The organism is Nocardiopsis oceani (assembly GCF_054777395.1).
In genome coordinates this window covers 60,256-74,772 of sequence record NZ_BAAHAR010000033.1, presented here as the reverse complement: position 1 = coordinate 74,772, position 14,517 = coordinate 60,256, and the positions used below count along the sequence as shown (strand labels likewise).

General features: G+C 69.2%; 12 protein-coding genes. 8 read left to right on the top strand and 4 right to left on the bottom strand.

All coding sequences use genetic code 11. The features are described from left to right. Nucleotides 1-81: 81 nt before the first annotated feature. The gene (locus ACYVDG_RS20400; protein WP_460755636.1) at nucleotides 82-882 is read left to right on the top strand and encodes a carbohydrate ABC transporter permease; all 801 of its coding nucleotides are present in this window, start codon (nucleotides 82-84) and stop codon (nucleotides 880-882) included. 149 nt (nucleotides 883-1,031) lie between these two features. Here ACYVDG_RS20400 and ACYVDG_RS20395 read toward each other — a convergent pair whose 3' ends face one another. Further along, nucleotides 1,032-2,609: a long-chain-fatty-acid--CoA ligase gene (locus tag ACYVDG_RS20395; RefSeq protein ID WP_460755529.1), complete on the bottom strand. Its 1,578-nt coding sequence runs from the start codon at nucleotides 2,607-2,609 to the stop codon at nucleotides 1,032-1,034. Nucleotides 2,610-2,870: 261 nt separating this feature from the next. Here ACYVDG_RS20395 and leuS point away from each other — a divergent pair, with 261 nt between their 5' ends. From leuS to ACYVDG_RS20380, 3 genes are all read left to right on the top strand, one after another. After that, a complete protein-coding gene (gene leuS / locus ACYVDG_RS20390) occupies nucleotides 2,871-5,366 on the top strand; it encodes a leucine--tRNA ligase (protein WP_460755526.1) in 2,496 nt (831 codons plus the stop codon). An 83-nt stretch (nucleotides 5,367-5,449) separates the two neighbouring features. Further along, nucleotides 5,450-6,067 (top strand): flagellar basal body-associated FliL family protein, encoded by a 618-nt coding sequence (locus ACYVDG_RS20385; protein ID WP_460755522.1) that lies wholly within the window; start codon nucleotides 5,450-5,452, stop codon nucleotides 6,065-6,067. Then, entirely contained in the window at nucleotides 6,064-6,783 is a 720-nt protein-coding gene (locus ACYVDG_RS20380; RefSeq protein WP_460755518.1) for a hypothetical protein, read from the top strand. Before ACYVDG_RS20385 ends, ACYVDG_RS20380 begins: the two co-directional genes overlap by 4 nt. Before the next feature lie 55 nt (nucleotides 6,784-6,838). Here ACYVDG_RS20380 and ACYVDG_RS20375 read toward each other — a convergent pair whose 3' ends face one another. Together ACYVDG_RS20375 and lexA are read right to left on the bottom strand one after the other, a co-directional pair. Further along, nucleotides 6,839-7,957 carry an alpha/beta hydrolase family protein gene (locus ACYVDG_RS20375; RefSeq protein WP_460755515.1) on the bottom strand — a complete coding sequence of 373 codons (1,119 nt, stop codon included), beginning with the start codon at nucleotides 7,955-7,957 and terminating at the stop codon, nucleotides 6,839-6,841. An 83-nt stretch (nucleotides 7,958-8,040) separates the two neighbouring features. Next, complete coding sequence (lexA, locus tag ACYVDG_RS20370) at nucleotides 8,041-8,772, bottom strand: transcriptional repressor LexA (protein WP_460755512.1); 732 nt, start codon at nucleotides 8,770-8,772, stop codon at nucleotides 8,041-8,043. Between the two features lie 671 nt (nucleotides 8,773-9,443). Here lexA and nrdR point away from each other — a divergent pair. From nrdR to ACYVDG_RS20350, 4 genes are all read left to right on the top strand, one after another. Next, nucleotides 9,444-9,947 carry a transcriptional regulator NrdR gene (gene nrdR / locus ACYVDG_RS20365; RefSeq protein WP_460755509.1) on the top strand — a complete coding sequence of 168 codons (504 nt, stop codon included), beginning with the start codon at nucleotides 9,444-9,446 and terminating at the stop codon, nucleotides 9,945-9,947. 161 nt (nucleotides 9,948-10,108) lie between these two features. Continuing rightward, on the top strand, nucleotides 10,109-12,916 hold the full coding sequence (locus ACYVDG_RS20360; RefSeq protein WP_460755506.1) for a vitamin B12-dependent ribonucleotide reductase: 2,808 nt from the start codon (nucleotides 10,109-10,111) through the stop codon (nucleotides 12,914-12,916). 93 nt (nucleotides 12,917-13,009) lie between these two features. Continuing rightward, on the top strand, nucleotides 13,010-13,489 hold the full coding sequence (locus tag ACYVDG_RS20355; protein WP_460755503.1) for a type II toxin-antitoxin system HicB family antitoxin: 480 nt from the start codon (nucleotides 13,010-13,012) through the stop codon (nucleotides 13,487-13,489). A gap of 128 nt (nucleotides 13,490-13,617) precedes the next feature. Further along, nucleotides 13,618-14,046 carry a CBS domain-containing protein gene (locus tag ACYVDG_RS20350; protein ID WP_460755494.1) on the top strand — a complete coding sequence of 143 codons (429 nt, stop codon included), beginning with the start codon at nucleotides 13,618-13,620 and terminating at the stop codon, nucleotides 14,044-14,046. Between the two features lie 40 nt (nucleotides 14,047-14,086). On the opposite strand, the gene ACYVDG_RS20345 is transcribed toward ACYVDG_RS20350, so the two are convergent. Further along, a complete protein-coding gene (locus ACYVDG_RS20345; RefSeq protein WP_460755490.1) occupies nucleotides 14,087-14,392 on the bottom strand; it encodes a hypothetical protein in 306 nt (101 codons plus the stop codon). Between the last annotated feature and the right edge of the window lie 125 nt (nucleotides 14,393-14,517).

Below are 14,517 nucleotides of genomic sequence, written 5' to 3'. Positions count from 1 at the left end.
TCCGCCGAGGAGCGCGCCGCTTGGGAAGCGCGGGTCCTGGCAGCCCAGCGCCGGAGCGGGACGCTCCGCGTCGGCCGGATCATGGGCAAGGCGGCCGGGGTGAGCGCACTCCTGTTCTTCACGCTCTTCCCCGTCTACTTCATGGTGGTCAGCGCCTTCTCGGACAGTAGGACCTCCGGGACCGGGGCGCTGCTGCCGACGGACGTCTCGTTCGAGAACTTCGTGTTCGTCATGACCGAGGGCAACTTCGGCGTCTACCTGCGCAACTCGCTGGTGGTCGCCGGGATCACCGTGGCGTGCGCCTGTGTGCTGTCGATGCTCGCTGCCGTGGCGGTGGCCCGCTTCCGCTTCCGGTTCCGCACCGCGGTGCTCGTGATGATCCTCATCGTGCAGATGGTGCCCCTGGAAGCACTGGTCATCCCCCTGTTCATCCAGGTGCGCGACCTGCAGCTGCTCAACACCGTGATCGGGCTGAGCCTGGTCTACGTTGCGCTGTCCCTGCCACTGGCCGTCTGGATGATGCGCGGCTTCGTGGCCGCGGTACCCAAGGAGGTGGAGGAAGCCGCCTACATCGACGGCGCCTCCTGGCCGCAGATGTTCTGGAAGGTCCTGTTCCCGCTGGTGGCCCCGGGGCTGGTGGCCACCGCGATCTTCTCGTTCATCGTCGCGTGGAACGAGTTCGTCCTGGCGATGACCTTCATGACGCAGAGCGAGAACTACACGGTCGCTGTGGGGCTGCGCCAGTTCTTCGGCCAGTACGCCAACGACTGGGGGCACGTGATGGCCGCCTCGACGATCATCACCATCCCCGTGATGGTGTTCTTCATCCTCGTCCAGCGCTGGCTCGTCGCCGGGCTCGTGCAGGGCGCGGTGAAGGGCTGAACCGGGCCCCGCCGCGGGGCGGGACCGGAGCGGACGTGCACAGAGCAAAGAGAAGGCAGACAAGGGAAAAGGGGCCGGTCCTCCGGGGGGAAGGACCGGCCCCTCTGCCATGGCCCCGAGGGGCCGACCAGGCGAGGCCGCGCTTCGGCTCAGCCGCGCAGGTCGCGCTTGAGGATCTTGCCGGTGGAGGTCATCGGCAGCTCGGTGCGGAACTCGATCTCACGCGGGTACTTGTACGCGGCCAGCTTCTCCTGGGCGAAGGCGGTGAGGTCCTCCGCCGTGGCCTGGGAGCCCTCCTCGAGGATCACGAACGCCTTGATCTCCTCGCCGTGCGTGTCGTGGGGGACACCGATGACGGCCGCCAGGCTGACGGACTCGTGCGTCATCAGGACCTCCTCGACCTCCCGCGGGTACACGTTGAAGCCACCGCGGATGATCATGTCCTTGGAGCGGTCGATGATGAAGTAGAAGCCGTCGTCGTCGCGGCGGGCGATGTCACCGGTGCGGAACCAGCCGTCCTTGATGACCTCGGCGTTGATCTCCGGGCGGTTGTGGTAGCCCTTCATGATCAGGTGGCCGCGGATCGCGATCTCGCCGACCGGGTCCTCGTCGCCCTCCTTGACCACCGTGTTCCACTCGGGGTCGATCAGCTTCATCTCCACACCCCAGACCGGGCGGCCGATGGAACCGAGCTTGGCGCCGGTCTCGGGGTTGTTGAAGGACGCGACCGGGGACGTCTCGGACAGGCCGTAGCCCTCCTTGATACCCACGCCGAACAGCTTGGTGAAGTCCTCAGCGAGCTGGCCGGGCAGGGCCGAACCACCGGAGACGGCGTCCACCACGCTCGCCGCGATGGCCTCCAGGTCGTACTTGCCGGGCTCTGCGGACTTGACGGCGTTGAGCAGGCCCCAGTACATGGTGGGCACGCCCGCGAAGCCGGTGACGCCCTCCTTCTCCATGAGCTCCAAGGCCTGGTCGCCGTCGAAACGCGGCATGAGGATCATCGTGCCGTGGCGGTAGAGGCTGGCGTTGAGCATCACCGTCTGGCCGAAGATGTGGAACAGCGGCAGCACCGTGAGCGCCACGTCGCGGCCGTCCGGGTGCGGATTGACCAGGCTGGAGGCCACGATGGCGTTCACCATCAGGTTGTTGTGGCTCAGCTCGGCGCCCTTGGGCTTACCGGTGGTGCCGCTCGTGTAGATGATGACCGCGGTGTCGTCCGCGTTGGACTGCACGGTCTCGAACGTGCCCGGCTGGCCGTCGAGCGCGGCCCAGATGCTCTCGGCGCCGTCGATCGTGGACTCCGTGGCCCCGGCCGTGGCGGGCATGTCGATGAAGAGCTCGCAGCTTTCCACCTGGTTGAAGGCCTCGAAGGAGCGCTCGCCCAGCGGGAGCTCGGGGGAGCCGGTAAAGGCGAAGAGGGCCTTCGCCCCAGAGTCCTCCAGGTGGTAGGCGATCTCGCGCGGCGTCAGGAGCACGTTGAGCGGAACGACCACGGCGCCCGCCTTGAGCGCACCGAAGTACACGAACGGGAAGTACGGCAGGTTGGGGCTGGCCAGCGCGACCCGGTCACCGGGCTTGATGCCCCGGGAGACCAGCAGGTTCGCGACCTGGTTCGCGACCATGTCGGTGATCGCGTAGTTCAGTCGAGTGTCGCCGAAGACCAAGCACTCCTTCTCCGGAACGGATCGTGCGCCGTCCTCAAGAAGTACGGACAGGTTGAACATGGGGGCCTCCCGCAGCCACGTGAATACAGACAGGTGAAACGAACCAGGTGTGACCTGGGCCGCGTGTTCTGCGCCACTTTTACGGCAGAGTAACAAACCGCGCGGTCGGTGTGGAGGGCCGAGGGGCCCCATCCTGCATCCGCGTCGCTGTCACCCGGCCACAAACGGAGGTTCCGGGCGGGGAAAACTGGTCTTCGGCCGGGTGCCGCAGCCGCTAACCTGAAGGCAGCACACCCAGAACCGACTAAGGAAACCTCAGCGATGACAGCGGTAGACGGCGACCAGACCACGGGCGAGACCTACGACGCCCGCGCCCTTCAGGACAAGTGGCAGGCGCGCTGGGCCGCCGAACTCCCGTTCGAGGCGAACGAGGATCCGGACGACACCCGGCCTCGCTCCTACATCGTCGACATGTTCTCCTACCCCTCCGGCGACCTGCACATGGGCCACGCGGAGGCGTACGCCATCGGCGACGTGATCGGCCGCTACCGCTTCCAGCGCGGCGACAACGTCCTGCACCCGGTCGGCTGGGACTCCTTCGGCCTGCCCGCCGAGAACGCGGCGATCAAGAACAACACCCACCCCCACGCGTGGACCTACGCCAACATCGAGACCCAGGCCGCCTCGATGCGCCGCTACGGCCTCGCCCTGGACTGGTCGCACCGCCTGCACACCAGCGACCCCGAGTACTACAAGTGGAACCAGTGGCTGTTCACCCGCTTCTTCGAGCGCGGCCTGGCCTACCGCAGGGACGGCCTGGTCAACTGGTGCCCCCAGGACCAGACCGTGCTCGCCAACGAGCAGGTCGTCCAGGGCAAGTGCGAGCGCTGCGGATCCGACGTCGAACGGCGCGCGCTGAACCAGTGGTACTTCAAGATCACCGACTACGCCCAGCGCCTGCTGGACGACATGGACCAGCTGGACAACGGCCGCTGGCCGGACGAGATCCTGGCCATGCAGCGCAACTGGATCGGCCGCTCCACCGGTGCCGACGTGCACTTCGAGATCGAGGGCCGCGACGAGCCGGTCACCGTCTACACGACCCGGCCGGACACCCTGTACGGGGCCACCTTCTTCGTCGTGGCCGCCGACGCCGACCTGGCCGACGAGCTGTGCGCGCCGGAGCAGCGCGAGGCCTTCGAGGCCTACCGCTCCGACATCGCCAAGCTCTCCGACATCGAGCGCCAGACCACCGAGCGCCCCAAGACCGGCGTGTTCCTGGGCCGCTACGCCGTCAACCCGGTCAACGGCGAGCGCATGCCCGTCTGGGCCGCCGACTACGTCCTGGCCGGGTACGGGCACGGCGCCATCATGGCGGTGCCCGCGCACGACCAGCGCGACCTGGACTTCGCCCTGGCCTTCGACCTGCCGGTCCGGACCGTGGTGGAGACCGGTGAACCCGACCCGGCCGAGACCGGCGTGGCCACCGCGGGCGAGGGCACCCTGCGGGCCTCCGGCCCGCTGGACGGCCTGTCCAAGGCCGACGCCATCGACCGCATCGTCGAGATCCTGGGCGAGCGCGGCACCGGCGAGGCGACCGTGAACTTCCGCCTGCGGGACTGGCTGCTGTCCCGCCAGCGCTACTGGGGCACGCCGATCCCGATCATCCACTGCCCCTCCTGCGGTGAGGTACCGGTCCCCGACGACCAGCTGCCGGTCACCCTGCCCGACCTCAAGGGCGCCGAACTGGCCCCCAAGGGCATCTCGCCGCTGGCCGCGGCCAAGGACTGGGTGAACGTCGACTGCCCGTCCTGCGGCGGTGCGGCCGAGCGCGACACCGACACCATGGACACCTTCGTCGACTCGTCCTGGTACTTCCTGCGCTACGTCTCCGCGCACCTGGACACCGCGCCCTTCGACACCGAGGCCGTCAACAAGTGGGGCCCCGTCGACCACTACATCGGCGGTAAGGAACACGCGACCCTGCACCTGATGTACGCGCGGTTCTTCACCAAGGTCCTGTACGACATGGGCATGGTGAACTTCACCGAGCCCTTCCGCCGCCTGACCAACCAGGGCCAGGTCATCAACCAGGGCCGGGCGATGTCCAAGTCGCTGGGCAACGGCGTCGACCTGGGCGACGAGATCGACCTCTACGGGGTGGACGCGGTCCGGCTGACCATGCTGTTCGCCTCCCCGCCCGAGGAGGACGTGGACTGGGCCGACGTGTCCGTCGTCGCCGCGAGCAAGTTCCTCAACCGCGCCTACCGGGTGATGGGCGAGGCCGGGGCGGCCAGCGCCCCCGGGACCGACTTCGCCGCGGGCGACACCGAGCTGCGCCGCTTCACCCACCGCATGATCGACCAGATCACCGGCCTGGTCGAGGACCGCCGCTTCAACGTGGCCATCGCGCGCTGCATGGAGCTGGTCTCGGCCACCCGCAAGGCGATCGACTCCGGGCCCGGCGCCGCCGACCCGGCGGTCCGCGAGGCCGCCGAGTTCGTGGCCGTCGCCCTGTCCCTCTTCGCGCCCTACGTCGCAGAAGAGGGCTGGGAGAAGCTGGGCCACACCGGTACGGTCGCCGTGGGCAACTGGCCCGAGGCCGACCCGGCCCTGCTGGTCCAGGAGTCCGTGACCTGCGTGGTCCAGGTGCAGAGCAAGGTCCGCGACAAGCTGTCCGTCGCGCCCGACATCGACCCCGACGAACTGGAGCGGCTGGCCCTGGCCTCGGAGAAGGCACAGAACTTCATCGCCGACAAGACGGTCCGCAAGGTCGTGGTCCGGGCACCCAAGCTGGTGAACATCGTCGTCGGCTGACCCGCCGCGCGGGGGCGGTGGTCGCGAGGGCGGCCGTCGCCCCCTTACTGTGGCGTGACAACGGACTGGGAGGCGGTGGCCGGGTGGGCTCTGCGACGGGCGGTGAACCCCGCCCCTGGACGCGAGCGGTGATCATCGGCGCGGGTGCGGTGGTGCTCTCCGGCGCGGCCATCGGCGGTGGTCTCTGGTTCGCCGGGGACGACCCCGACGAACCCCACGGCGGTGACGTCCACACCGCCGCGCCCGCGTGCGGGGAGGTCCCCGAGGCAGCCATCGCCGAAGCCGTACCCGAGGCGGCCCTGGAATCGACCGGGAACGGGCCTCTGGCGGGCGGAGAGAACACCGCCTGCGTGTGGACCTCGGCGGGGCAGGACGACGGCGTACAGGGCGTCCTGCGCGTGGACCTGTCCGCGCGCTTCACCGACCCCTCAGCCGAACCCGCCGTCACCGGTGACGAATCCGCCGCCGAGGCCCGGGGCGCGGTGGTTCCCCCGCGCGGTGAACCCGTCGACTCCGACACCGGGATCGACGGCGAGGTCTGGCGCGGCCAGGTCCCCGGTGCCGCCGAGCTCGCCTTCCACACCGACAACCTGGTGGTCCGCGTCTCCTACTCGGGGGTCTCCGGCGGAGACCCCGTGCCCTTCGAGGAGGCCCGTGACACCACCGTGGCCTTCGCTGGCCGACTCGGGGAGGCACTGTGACCGCACCACCGCCGGACGGGACCGAACCCACGCCTCCGCACGGCGCTTCGCGTCCGCACGGCGCCACTCCACAGGCCGGGGACGCACCGCGGACCGACGACCCCGGCGCCACACCGCCGCAGAGCCGCGGGCTCGCCATCACCCTCCTGATCATCCTGCTGGTGGTGGCGCTGGGCCTGGCCGCGTGGCTCGCCTGGTACCTCCTGGCCAACGGGGTGGAGCGCGGCGACTTCGAAGCCGCACCTGAGTGCGACATCGGGGAGACCGAAACCCTCGAGGAGCTCGTGCCCGGTTATGAGGCGGAGATCGAGGAGACCATCGGCACCGTCCAGGACACCTTCGGGGAGGGCTGGCAGTGCCGCTGGGCCACCCCGGAAGGATCGGGTGACTCGGTCCCCGCGGCCGCCACCCTCGTACTGGTGGCCGCACCCGTGGAAGGCGGCGAGGAGACCGCCGCCGACACCCTGCACGACACCGCCGACGGCAACGGATCCGAACCCGTCGAAGGGCTGGGCGACGAGGCCCTGAGCTGGGTCGAGGAAGGCACCTTCGAGGTGGGCTGCGTCGGCACCAGGGTGTCCAACCTGTACGTGGAGTCCTGCTACACGGCCGCCACCGACTACGACGCGGTCGGCTCGGTGGACGGCGACGTCGCAGCCGGGGAAGCGGAGCGCCTCGCAGAGGCCGTCGTCGACGAGCTGCCCGAATCAGAGTAGGGCCGAGCCAGGGTAGGACCGATCGGGCCGGAGCCACGCCGGGCATCCCGAGGGTCTACCAGAGGCCGTCGACGAAGTCCTCCACGGCCGGGGCGACCTCCGGCGAAAAGGCGCGGTCGGCGTCCAGCGCGGCCGCACCCGGCGAGTCGTCGTACTCGCGCAGGATGTGGTCCACCCCGGCCAGGTCCACCCGCTCGGCGCCGTCGAAGCCCTCCATGAGCCGATCGACCTCCGCACGGTTGACCTGGGCGTCCTCGTCACCCCACAGGACCAGCACCGGGGTGCCCCCCGGGAGCCCTTCGGCGAGCTCCGGCGGGTCGAAATCGTCGATCCAGGCGAGGAACTCCTCGCTCTCGGAGCTGAAGAGCCCGGTCCTGTCCTCCTCGGGCAGATCCTCACCGGCGCGGATCGCGGCCCGGGCCGCCCGGGCGTCGGAGAGCATCCCGACGGCGTCCGCCTCCTCGAGCCCGCCCTGGGCCTCACCCATGCGGACCTGCTCGGCAACCTGGCGGTCGATGAGGTCCAACATGCGGGTGCCCGGAGGGGCAGCCAGTACCAGTGCGGGATCAGCGTCCAAGAGGTCGTGGGCGCGCAGCGCGAACAGCGCACCCTCGCTGTGCCCCACGACGACGGTGCGCTCAGGGTCCACCTCGGGCTGGGAGACCAGCTCCGCGTAGGCGGCGACCATCTGCTCGTCGAAGACGAGCGGATCCATTGCCCCCTCCATGGCCGCCTGATGGGCCTCGTCCATGTCCGCCTCGTCGCCGCTGCCCAACTTGTCATAGCGCAGCGTGGCCACCCCGGCGCCGGTGAGGACACGGGAGAGGTTGAGGTTGGTGTCGGCCTCGGGACGTTCCGGACCGTTGCCGTCCCGGTCGGTGGGCCCGCTGCCGGAGATGATGAGAGCCCCGGGGACGGTGCCGTCCTGGCCCTCCGCGGGGGAGGTGAAGGTACCGGGGACGGTGAGCCCCCCGCCCTCGAAGGAGACCTCGCGCTCGTCCCCGGCCGCGCCGGGCAGTTCCGGACCGTCCTCCGTGGGCATGCAGGCCGTAGCGAGCAGCGTCGCGGCGGCCGCGGACAGGAGGACGCGGGGCGCGGGCAGGAGTGCGCGGGCGCGGCCGCTGGTGCGCGGTGGGCGGTGCGCGGAGGCGGAGGCGGAGGCAGGTGTCGACACGCCCTTCAGCGTATCGGCCCGCCGACCGCCCCCGTCGCTCACGTGCCGGCGGCGGGAAACCGGGCCCGTCGCACGGCCGGGGTTCAGACCCGGCGCATCACGGTGACGACCTTGCCGAGGATGGTCGCGTCGTCGCCGCTGATCGGTTCGTAGGCCTCGTTGCGGGGCATCAGCCAGGCGTGCCCGTCCTTGTCGCGGTTCAGCACCTTCACGGTCGCCTCGTCATCCAGCAGCGCCGCCACGATGTCGCCGTTCTCCGCGTCCTGCTGCTGGCGGATCACCACCATGTCACCGTCGGTGATGGCGGCGTCGATCATGGAGTCACCGACCACGGTGAGCATGAACAGGCGTCCCTCGCCGACGAGCTGGCGGGGCAGGGCGAGCACGTCCTCGACCGCCTCCTCGGCCAGGATCGGTCCACCGGCGGCGATCCGGCCGACCAGCGGCACCGAGGCCGCGCGGGTGGATTCAGCGGTGAGCTCCTCCGGGGTAAGGGTCTGCCCGGTATCGCGCCCGGGCCTGCGCAGCTCGACGGCGCGCGGCCGGTTCTGGTCCCGGTGCAGGTAGCCCTTGCGCTGGAGGACCTTGAGCTGGTGCGCCACGCTGGACGGGCTGGACAGGCCGACGGTGTCACCGATCTCCCGGATGGACGGCGGATAGCCCCGTTCCCGGACGTACCGCTGAATGCAGTTGAGAACGCTCTGCTGGCGCGCGGTGAGTTTGGGGGAGTCGGGCGTGTCAGTGCCCGTGCCACCCACGGGCGAAAGAACAGTGGTGGGTCCGGAGCCGACGGCTCCGGGATTCTCCTCCGGCACGGCCGGGCCTCCTCGGCATTCGGTTCGGTCAGGGCCTGCAAGCGTGGCCAGTGCCGACCCGCGACCGCGCCGACCTGGTGGTCCACGGGGTGGCGAATCCGGCGTTAAGTCAAGGTCAACATTAGTCGTTGCACACGGTGATATCAAACAAGCGTTCGAGCGTCCGCGGGGTATTGCAGAGGATTTCCGATCCCCGTTTCCGGCGGACCCCACTTATGTGTGTACACGTGTTCACCCGTCGTTGTCTCCCGAATGGTGCAACAGGATCCGGCTCGATCTATAGGGAGGTGTGCTCCGTCCGGTATGGGGTTCGTCTCGCGTCCGCGCTCCGGGGGCCGTCTATACCGGAAAGGCCCATGTGGGCGCGGGGTTCCGGCCGATGCCGCGGGTGCGCCGTCCGGAAGGCCACGCGCCCCACCCCCTCTATCCTTGGAGGCGGCGCCCGGTGCCGAAAGCCCCGATTCCCCGTCTTCCCGTGTCCCGGTCGCGGCCCGTCGACCGCGGTACCGCGTCGTGTGCGGAACGCGCCGCGGGGAAGGTTGCGGCGCACGCCGCCGGGGTCATAAGTTCGACCACAACATCTGGTGTTGCCCATGGGGCGACAGGCCAGAAGTTGTGGTTTAGTAGAGTCACGGGTTGTTGTTCGGGTAGAGGGAAGCAGGTGAACCGGGATGCACTGTCCGTTCTGCCGCCATCCGGACACCCGGGTGATCGACAGCAGATCCACCGATGACGGCGCGGCTATCCGACGTCGGCGGTCCTGCCCGGTCTGCGAGCGCCGGTTCACCACACAGGAGACCGTCCTGCTGATGGTCGCCAAGCGCTCCGGTGTCACCGAACCCTTCAGCCGCACCAAGATCATCGCCGGGGTGCGCCGAGCCTGCCAGGGCCGCCCCGTCTCCGAGGACGCCCTCGCCAAACTCGGCCAGAAGGTCGAGGAGGAGATCCGGGGCCGGGGCGTGGCCGAGGTGCCCGCCAACGAGATCGGCCTCGCCATCCTCGGCCCGATGCGCGACCTGGACGAAGTCGCCTACCTGCACTTCGCCAGCGTCTACCGGGGCTTCGAGAGCTTGGCCGACTTCGAGTCCGAGATCGCCAGCCTGCGCCAGGACCGCGAGGACGAGGAGACTCCCGCGGTGGACGCGACTTCCATCGACACGACTTCCACCGGGTAGCGACCCCGCGCGTCGAGCGCGCCGCCGGGACCAGCCGCCCCAGGGTGGGCTGACACGGGACGACAGAGCACGCCACCGTGCCGGCACCACTCCGAACTTCATTACGCCCGCGCGGTCACCGCCGGTCCGCGCACGAAGAGCACTTTCGGGGAGACGCCACCATGACCGAAACCACCAGCGGCCCAGCGGGGCGCAAGGGCAAGGGGACCCGCAAGGGCCTCAAGATGAAGCGGGTCTTCACGACCGAGGGGACACACCCCTACGACGCCCTCGAGTGGGAGCGCCGCGACGTCGTCATGACGAACTGGCGCGACGGCACCGTCAACTTCGAGCAGCGCGGCGTCGAGTTCCCCGCCAGCTGGTCGGTCAACGCCAGCCAGATCGTCGCGAGCAAGTACTTCCGCGGCGCCGTCGGCACCCCCGAGCGGGAGTGGAGCCTCAAGCAGCTCATCGACCGCGTCGTCGGCATGTACACCGAGACCGGGCGCACCAGCGGCTACTTCGCCTCCGAAGAGGACGCGGAGATCTTCGACCACGAGCTGAAGCACGCACTGGCCAACCAGCTCTTCAGCTTCAACTCGCCCGTCTGGTTCAACGTGGGAACGGAGTCCAAGGCACAGGTCTCAGCTTGCTTTATCCTCTCCGTCGACGACACGATGGAGTCGATCCTCGACTGGTACAAGGAGGAGGGGATCATCTTCAAGGGGGGTTCCGGCGCGGGTGTGAACCTGTCCCGGATCCGCTCCAGCATGGAGCTGCTCACCTCCGGCGGTACCGCTTCGGGCCCGGTCTCCTTCATGCGCGGCGCCGACGCCTCCGCCGGGACCATCAAGTCCGGCGGCGCCACCCGGCGCGCGGCCAAGATGGTGGTGCTGGACGTCGACCACCCCGACATCGAGGAGTTCGTCGAGACCAAGTCCCGCGAGGAGCACAAGATCCGTGCCCTGCGCGACGCCGGTTTCGACGTGGACCTGGGCGGCGACGACATGTTCAGCGTCCAGTACCAGAACGCCAACAACTCCGTCCGGGTCTCCGACGCCTTCATGCGCGCCGTCGACACCGGGTCCGAGTTCGGGCTCACCTCCCGCACCACGGGCGAGGTCCTCGCCACCGTGGACGCCAAGGACCTCTTCCACCGCATGGCCAAGGCCGCGTGGGAGTGCGCCGACCCGGGCATCCAGTACGACGGCTCCATCCAGGACTGGCACACCAACCCCGAAACCGGGCGAATCAGCGCAAGCAACCCTTGCTCGGAGTACCTCAGCCTGGACGACTCCTCCTGCAACCTGGCCTCGATCAACCTGCTGAAGTTCCTGCGCGAGGACGACAGCTTCGACGTGGAGACCTTCACCAAGCTCACCGAGCTGGTCATCACGGCGATGGACATCTCCATCACCTTCGCCGACTTCCCGACTCAGCAGATCGGCGACACCACGCGCGCCTACCGCCAGCTGGGTATCGGATACACGAATCTTGGCGCCCTGCTCATGGCGACCGGCCATGCCTACGACTCCGACGGCGGCCGCGCGGTCGCCTCCGCCGTCACCTCGCTGATGACCGGTACCGCCTACCGCCGCAGCGCGGAACTGGCGGGTGTCGTGGGCCCCTACGACGGCTACAAGCGCAACGAGCAGGCGCACAAGCGCGTTATGCGCAAGCACGCCGCCGCCAACGACGACCTGCGCACGGTCGGCACCCTGGAGCGGCCGATCCATGCCGCCGCCACCAAGGAGTGGGCGGACTGCCTCAAGGTCGGCGAGCGCAACGGTTGGCGCAACGCCCAAGCCAGCCTGCTCGCTCCCACCGGCACCATTTCCTTCATGCTAGACAGCGACACCACGGGGATCGAGCCGGACTTCTCGCTGGTGAAGTTCAAGAAGCTGGTCGGCGGCGGCTCCATGCAGATCGTCAACCAGGCGATCCCGCGCGCGCTGCGGAACCTGGGCTACCAGGAGGAGCAGATCGAGGCGATCGTCGAGTACATCGCCGAGAACGGCCACGTCGAGGACGCGCCCGGCCTGCGCCCCGAGCACTACGAGGTGTTCGACTGCGCCATGGGTCGCCGGTACATCCAGCCCATGGGCCACGTGCGCATGATGGCCGCGGCCCAGCCGTTCCTCTCGGGTGCCATCTCCAAGACGGTGAACGTGCCCGAGGAGGCCACGGTCGCCGACTTCGAGCACATCTACTACGAGGGCTGGCGCCTGGGGCTGAAGGCCCTGGCGGTCTACCGCGACAACTGCAAGGTCGGCCAGCCGCTGTCCACCGCCAAGACCGAGGACAAGGCCGAGGACGCCCCCCAGGTCGTGGAGGTGGTCCGCCCGGTCCGACGTCGGCTGCCGAAGAAGCGGCCGAGCGAGACCACCTCGTTCTCCGTGGGCGGTGCCGAGGGCTACATCACCGCGGGCTCCTACCCGGACGACGGCCTCGGTGAGGTCTTCATGAAGCTCGGCAAGCAGGGGTCGACGCTGGCCGGGGTCATGGACGCCTTCTCCATCGCGATCTCCATCGCCCTCCAGTACGGGGTCCCGCTGGAGACCTACGTGGAGAAGTTCACCAACATGCGCTTCGATCCGGCGGGGATGACCGACGACCCGGACGTGCGCATGGCGCAGTCGGTGGTGGACTACATCTTCCGCCGCCTGGCGCTGGACCACCTGCCCTACGAGGAGCGGGCCGCCCTCGGGGTCCTGTCCGCCTCCGAGCGCGAGGCGCAGCTGAACGGTGAGGACCCGGCGCAGCTGGCCGCCCAGGTCGAGTCGTACGCGCAGTCGGCTGCCTCCACTGAGTCGGCCCCGGCCGCCCCGAAGGAGGAACAGCCGACCGGGACCGCGCCCGCAGCTGAGGCCCCGCGTACCGGGGGCTTCGTGGCCGACGCCCCGCTGTGCATCACCTGCGGTACCAAGATGCGCCCGTCCGGCAGCTGCTACGCCTGTGAGGGCTGCGGCGCCACCAGCGGCTGCAGCTGACCGCTGAGCCAGCTGACCACGGGTGGTTGAGCCGCGGACACAGGAGGGTCGTAGGAGGGGAGACGGCGTTGAGCGCCGTCTCCCCTTCTCGTTGTGATCGCAGGCCACTCGTGCGCTTTTCATCACTCCGCGAGAGCTGCCGTCGTCGACACTGAGCGGCTGCGCCACTACCTGTCCGTGTTTACGCCTTGGCAGGCCGAGGCCGAGGCCGTGGCTGAGGACGGTGGTTTCTCTGTGTTCATCCCCGGGGTGCCGGTGGCGGCGGACGCCCCGACCTTCGACGAAGCGGTCACTGAGATGGTGGAAGCTCTGCGTGAGTACGCAGAAGGCTGGCAGCACCGCTTTCTCGACACGCCCAACCACCGGGAGAATGGGGGACTGGTCCAGCTGGTGACCCTAAGCAGCGATACGCAACTGCGAGCTTGGATCTTAGGTGAAGGATCGGACGCCCTGCCCGCTGAGCTGGTCCACCTCCTGGTCACCAGGGCGGGAGTGGACGAGGCTGAGGTAGCCCGGATGAGCAAGGAGGAAGCCGTGGACAGGATGTGCCGGTACTGGACCGACGGGCTCTGAAGCGGTGCTGATCCCATCGGCGGGACGAGGGACCGCCCGTTTCTGAGGTGGTCCATACCTGTGGTTGGTGGGGTAGGGGAGCGGGTAACCCTTCGGCACCCAGCGAGCTTCAGCGGAAGGTGGACCCCATGCTGATTGCCGCGATTCTCCGGACGAAGGGTCCGGAGGTGGTGACCGTCGCTCCTGACGCGACCGTTGCGGAGCTGCTCACCGCACTCGCCCACCACAACATCGGCGCCATCGTCGTCGCCGAGAACGACACACTCATCGGTATCGTCTCCGAACGCGACGTCGTCCGGCACCTGGAACATCGCGGGCCCGACCTCCTGTCCGTGCAGGTTACGGAGATCATGACCGCCGACGTGGTCACCTGCACCACCGAGGACACCGTCGAAGAGGTCAGCGAACACATGACCCTGCGGCGTTTCCGGCATGTGCCGGTGACCTCCGAGGGCCGGCTGGCGGGCATCGTCAGCATCGGTGACCTCGTCAAGAGCCGCCTGCGGGTGCTGGAGGACGACCGCAGCCAGTTGGAGGCCTACATCCACGGACGATGACGGATCGTCGGCCGACCGGACGGCGGCACCGCGGCCGCCGTCAGCCTTTGGCGCGCCTGCCCGTCGCCGCTGCGACGGCGGCGGTCGCTCCGGTCACGCCCAGCACGGCCGGCCAGGAACCGATCTTCTTGGCGAGCGGGTGCGAGAGGCCGAAAGCGGCCACGTACACCCCCGTCAGCGCGGTCGCCGTGCCCAGGCCCGAGCGGCGGCGCGTGGTCTCGAAGGCCGCCGCTCCGAAGGCGGCCAGGACCGCGCCGCCCAGCGGGCGGTTGCCGGTGGCGCGGGCGACCGAGTAGCCGCCGATGAGACCGGCGGTGGTCAGGACGGCACTGGGTACTGCTGGCATCGGGGCCCCCGTTTTGTTCCGATTCGGCGTCATCGACCCTAGCCCCACGGTCAATGCTGCACCATTTGGCGCGCGGGTTTCGGCGGCTGTCCCGGTTGAAGTCTGGTCGGGCAGGATTACCGGGA